Origin of the sequence: Streptomyces niveiscabiei (genome assembly GCF_001419795.1) — a bacterium.
GTDB classification, from domain to species: domain Bacteria; phylum Actinomycetota; class Actinomycetes; order Streptomycetales; family Streptomycetaceae; genus Streptomyces; species Streptomyces niveiscabiei.
On the sequence record NZ_LIRL01000138.1, the window covers coordinates 1 to 2,939 of the forward strand.

The window sequence follows — 2,939 nt, forward strand, 5'->3', positions numbered from 1 at the left end:
GTGAACCCCTCCTCCCGGCTCACCGCCACCCCCGGCCGCTCCGCCCGGAACCGGGCCAACGCCCGTGGCACCAGGGCGACATCGGCCGACGCGAACGCCCCGAACCGCAGCCGCCCCGCCGTCCCCGCGCGCAGCGCCCCCAACTCCCGCCGCACACCCACGAGTACGTCCGCCACGGTCTGCGCGTACGGCACGAGCACCCGGCCCGCCTCGGTCAGCCGCACCCCGCGAGGCAACCGCTCGAACAGCGGGCCCGACCCCAACGCCCCCTCCAGCGAGGCGACTTGCCGGGACACGGCGGACTGCGTCCACCCGAGGTCGCGGGCGGCACCCGTGAACGACCCCTGCCGGGCCACCTCCAGGAAGACCCGCAGCCAGACCGTGGACAACTCACCCGAAGCCGACGCTGACGCCGCCGACCCATGCTCGTTCCGCATATCAGCCATGCTAGACATTCGCTTGTCGCATCACGCGCCCCGAACCTACCGTCGCCCCATGCGCATCACCCTCGACAACCCCGCCACCGCCCCGCAGCCCCTCTCGCCGTACTACTCCCAGGTCGCCCGCGTCGAACACCCCGACGGCAGCGCCCTGTTGTACCTCTCGGGCCAGATCGCCGAAGGCGCCGGTCTCGCCGAGCAGTCCCGGGGGGTCTTCGAGACGATCGCCGCGCTGCTGGCGGCGCACGGGGCGACCCTGGACGACGTCATCAACATCCGCACCTACCTGACGGACATCTCGCGGCTCGCCGAATACGCCGCCGTACGGGGGGAGTTCCTCACCGGCACCCCGCCGACCAGCATGACGTTCGAGGTCCCGAGGCTGTTCCGGCCGGAGGCGCTGATCGAGATCGAGGTCGTGGCGGCGACACAAGCCACACAAAATGGCCCCACGGTCCGGAACTTGTGAAGGGTTCGTTCGGAATCCAAGGGGGTAGATCGTCCGAGGACGGTGGAATCGCCGCGCAGCGGATAGCGTGCGACGCGGGGTTCCCCTCGGGAGCTGCCCCGGTCCGGGACCCTGACCCCTGGACCGGGGTTCCCCCGCATAAAACCCCGCGAGCAGCCCACCCCGAGAGCAGCCCGCGCCGCGATCAGCGTGCCGAGAACCCGTACACCGTCTCCGAGCGGTACACCTCGCCCGGCCGCAGCACCGTCCCCGGGAAGTCCGGCCGGTTCGGCGAGTCCGGGAAGTGCTGGGTCTCCAGGGCGATCCCCGCGCAGGGCGCGAACGGCGCCGAGAGGTGGTCGGCCGTGTAGACCTGGATGCCGGGTTCCGTGGTCGCGACCGTGAGGGTCCGGCCCGACGCCGGATCGTGCAGCTCGGCGATCTCCTCCGCCCGCTCCGTCACCCCCTTGTCCAGCACGAAGTTGTGGTCGTACCCGCCGCCCGCCTTGCGGGACGTACGGAAGTCGAAGCGCGTGCCGGAGACCTCGGCCGGCTCGCCCGCCGGGATCAGCGTGGCGTCGACCGGCGTGTACCGCGAGGCGTCCACCCGGAGTTCGTGGTCGGTCGCCACGCCGGACGCGGCGAGGTTGAAGTAGCTGTGGTTCGTGAGGTTCACGACGGTCGGCGCGTCGGTCGTCGCCTCGTACGAGATCCGCAGCGCGCCTGCCTCGTCGAGCGCGTACGTCACCGAGACGTCCAGCCGCCCCGGGAAGCCCTCCTCGCCGTCGGGGGAGACGCGGCTGAGGCGTACGCCGTACGGACCGGCCTCCTCGGCGGCCCACACGACCTTGTCGAAGCCGGCCGGACCCCCGTGCAGCGAGTTCGGCGCGTTGTTGGCGGCAAGCGGGTACTCCCGCCCGTCCAGCGCGAACCGCGCCCCCGCGATCCGGTTCGCGTACCGCCCGATCAACGCGCCGAGGAACGGCTCGGGATGGTCGAGGTAGCCCGCGAGATCGGCGAACCCCAGCACCACATCGCCCGCGTGCCCGTCCCGGTCGGGGACCTCGACGGACTGCACGATCCCGCCGTACGTCAGGATCCGCACCCGGGTCCCGGCCCGCTCCAGGGTCCAGCGGTGCACCGGGGTGCCGTCGGAAAGTGTTCCGAAGTGTTCGCTCATGAGCGAAACCCTAAGTCACGCCTCCCCTGCCGGGACACGTCCCTTTCACGCCTCCGGCGCCGTCACCTTGGCGTACGCGATCTCCGCGAGCCGCGCCTGCCCGTCCTTGCTCGGATGGAACCAGTCCCACCGGCTCAACTGCTTCGTCCCGAACCGGTAGTCGTACACCGCCCCGCCGTCGAACCGGCACCGCTGGTCCTTCGCGCACACCTCCTTCAGCACGGAGTTGTACTCCCGCACCCGCTCCTGCACGGAGTCCCGCCGGGCGACCGCCGCCTGGTCCACCGCCGTCGCGTCGGCCAGCATCGACGGGCAGATCCCCAGCTTCCAGACGACCTTGCCCAGCGGCTTGGTCAGCCCCTCGGACCACAGCCGCTTGAGATCGGGCACGCTCGACACGTACACCTGCGACGTGGGCGACACCGACCGCAGCGCGGCCATCGACTGCTCGAACGACGTACGGAACGCCGAGACCGGCGTCATCGCCGCGACCGTGTCGCGACACGCGTCGTTCGCCCCCGCCATGACCGTCACCAGCGCCGGCTTGCGCGTCCCCGCCTGCGCCATCTGGCCCGGCAGATCGGCCATCAGGGCCCCGGTCTTGGCGTAGTTCCAGCTGTGCGTCGTCGCCTTCGTGGGCCCCAGCAGCCGCACGGCGAGCGAGTCGACGTCCGCGCTGTCGCCCGTCGCCCACGACACCTCCGGGCAGTCCTGGAGGATCCCGCACGCGTCGAACCCGCGCGTGATGGAGTCCCCGACGGCCGCCAGCGACGCCGGACGCGTGTTCCACGCCGGGGGAGGCTTCGCCCCCGCGCGCGTCCCCGAAGGGGCCGCTGAGCCCGTCGCGTCCCCTGAGTCCCCGCCCACGACC

General features: G+C 71.9%; 4 protein-coding genes. 1 reads left to right on the forward strand and 3 read right to left on the reverse strand.

Annotated features, from left to right (window positions below; translation table 11 throughout):
* On the reverse strand, window positions 1-446 hold a 446-nt coding region (locus AOK24_RS07420; protein ID WP_240553710.1), incomplete at its 3' end, for a LysR family transcriptional regulator.
* A 49-nt stretch (window positions 447-495) separates the two neighbouring features.
* On the opposite strand from AOK24_RS07420, the gene AOK24_RS07425 reads away from it, so the two are divergent.
* On the forward strand, window positions 496-909 hold the full coding sequence (locus AOK24_RS07425; protein WP_055719246.1) for a RidA family protein: 414 nt from the start codon (window positions 496-498) through the stop codon (window positions 907-909).
* A gap of 184 nt (window positions 910-1,093) precedes the next feature.
* On the opposite strand, the gene AOK24_RS07430 is transcribed toward AOK24_RS07425, so the two are convergent.
* Window positions 1,094-2,068, reverse strand: coding sequence for an aldose epimerase family protein (locus AOK24_RS07430; RefSeq protein ID WP_055719247.1), 975 nt, complete (start codon window positions 2,066-2,068; stop codon window positions 1,094-1,096).
* A gap of 45 nt (window positions 2,069-2,113) precedes the next feature.
* The gene (locus AOK24_RS07435) at window positions 2,114-2,935 is read right to left on the reverse strand and encodes an SGNH/GDSL hydrolase family protein (protein WP_240553712.1); all 822 of its coding nucleotides are present in this window, start codon (window positions 2,933-2,935) and stop codon (window positions 2,114-2,116) included.
* Window positions 2,936-2,939 lie beyond the last annotated feature (4 nt).

Bases quoted from the DNA above. Each gene is read 5' to 3' on its own strand.
- AOK24_RS07425 (WP_055719246.1), top strand. From the start codon at position 496: ATGCGCATCACCCTCGACAACCCCGCCACCGCCCCGCAGCCCCTCTCG.
- AOK24_RS07430 (WP_055719247.1), bottom strand. From the start codon at position 2,068: ATGAGCGAACACTTCGGAACACTTTCCGACGGCACCCCGGTGCACCGC.